This is a genomic window from Actinomadura sp. (assembly GCF_044508335.1).
Lineage (GTDB): Bacteria > Actinomycetota > Actinomycetes > Streptosporangiales > Streptosporangiaceae > Spirillospora.
The window spans coordinates 22216-24277 of record NZ_JBIQHY010000100.1 but is presented as its reverse complement, the minus strand read 5'-3'; the positions used below and the strand labels follow the sequence as shown (position 1 = coordinate 24277).

Below are 2062 nucleotides of genomic sequence, written 5' to 3'. Positions count from 1 at the left end.
CGCATAACGGCAGCATTCGCCCAAGGGCGGGGCTGCGGCTGAGCAATGCGTGACGTTTATTCGGATTTGCCGGAAATGTCACCGTCGCAGTGCCGCCGTTCCCGATCCCCCTCGGGGCGCCCCCGCCCTGGCCGGGAACGGCCGCGGAAGGGCTCCCCCGATGCGACGCCTGCTGCTGTTCCTGCTCCCGGCCGTCCTGGGCGCGGCGCTGCTTGCCGTCCTGGACGCGCCGGCGTACGCGACCCCGCCGAACATCCCGTCCGCCGCCACGGCCGCGAGCCGCCTGGCCTCCCTCACCGTCGCCGCCGAGTCTCACCAGAGCAGCTACGACCGCGACCTGTTCCCGCACTGGATCACGATCTCGGGGTCCTGCAACACCCGCGAGACCGTCCTGAAGCGGGACGGCACGAACGTCGTCACCAACTCGTCCTGCGCGGCGACGTCCGGCCGCTGGTACTCGCCCTACGACGGCGCCACCTGGACCGCCGCGTCCGACCTGGACATCGACCACATGGTCCCGCTCGCCGAGGCGTGGGCGTCCGGCGCCTGGGCCTGGACGACCTCCCGCCGCCAGACCTACGCCAACGACCTCGGCGGCCCCGAGCTGTGGGCCGTCACCGACAACGTCAACCAGTCCAAGAGCGACAAGGACCCGGCGGAGTGGCAGCCGCCGCGCGCCGCGTTCCGCTGCACCTACGCCCGCGCCTGGATCCAGGTGAAGTGGTACTACGACCTCACGGTCGACAGCGCCGAGAAGAGCGCCCTCACCTCCATGCTCAACACCTGCTGACCCCGTCCGCCGGCCCGCCGCCCGACGAAAAGGGCGGCGGGCACCCGCCCCGGCCGCGCGGGTACCGGGGCGCGATGTCACTTGCCGCGATGTCACTTGCCGCGATGTCACTGCCCGCGACTAGGGTGACCGGCGGTCGCGCGAGGAGGGCGCGCGAGGGGCGGGAGAGTGATGACGGCCGGACTTGAGGGCATCGACGACGTCGACTGGGCCTCGCTCAGTCACGCGTACGGCTCGGCTGAGGACTTCCCCCAGACGCTGCGGGATGCTGTCGGCGACGACGACGAGCTGGCCGAAGAGGCGGCCGAGCACCTGTTCAGCAGCATCATCCACCAGGGCACGCTGTACTCGGCGACGCCGCACGCGGTGCCGTTCCTCGCCCGGCTCGCGACCGCGACCGCGATGCCCAGGCGGGAGACGCTGGTGGGCCTGCTCGCTGGCATCGCCGCCTCCGACGACGCCGCCTCCGACGACGCCGCCCCGGAGGTTCTGGCGGACGTTGGCGCCGCCCTGGCCCGCGAGGCTCCGCGGCTGCTCTCCCTGCTGGACGACGTGGACGCCGAGATCCGGCACTGCGCCACCTACCTGCTCGGCCACCTCCCGTGTTCGTGCGCCGCCGAAGTGGTGCCGGCGCTGCGGGCGCGGCGAGCGGAGGAGCGGTCGCCGCGCGTGGCGGCGGGCCTGCCGGCCGCCGCCGGCCGCCTTGATCCGCGGGGCAGCGCCGCGTGGCTGGCGGAGGAGGCGGCGGGACGGTCCGCCGCCGTCCGCGCCGGAGCGCTGTGGGCGATCGCCGCCAACGACCTGCCCTGGCCGGACGCGGCGCCGCACGCACTCGCCCGGTGCTGGGCGGAGGGCGAGCCGCTGAAGGGCTGGGCCTGGGCGGACGACCCGTTCGGCGACATCGCCGCCCGCCTCGACGCCGCCTCCTTCTCCGCCGTCGCGGGCATGCTGCTCGACCGCGGATCCGCCGATTCCGCCCGCACCGCCGTCAACGCCGCCTACGACCGCTGCGTGCGGTCGCGCTCCGCGCGTGCGGAGTCGGTGCCGCTGCCGGCCGCCGCGATCCGCCACCCCGACTCCGGCGTCCGCTTCGCCGCCATGACCGCGATCCGCGATGTGCGGGAGGCCGCGGTGGCGTCCGCCGACTCCCTGGCCGCCCTCGCCGCCGCGCCGCCCCGGAACGACGACTCCCTCGAAGCGCGGGTGTCCCGCTCGGCGCTGGAGACGCTCATCGACCTCGGCGACCCCCGCTGGCGCGAACCGTTCATCGCC

1 protein-coding gene and 1 pseudogene are annotated in these 2062 nt (G+C 74.5%); both read left to right on the top strand.

Annotation, left to right across the window (positions count from 1 at the left end):
- Positions 1–160: 160 nt before the first annotated feature.
- Positions 161–790 (top strand): HNH endonuclease family protein, encoded by a 630-nt coding sequence (locus tag ACIWVC_RS26600; RefSeq protein ID WP_396453205.1) that lies wholly within the window; start codon positions 161–163, stop codon positions 788–790.
- A gap of 171 nt (positions 791–961) precedes the next feature.
- A pseudogene (locus tag ACIWVC_RS26595) lies at positions 962–2062 on the top strand (hypothetical protein); the annotation flags it as partial.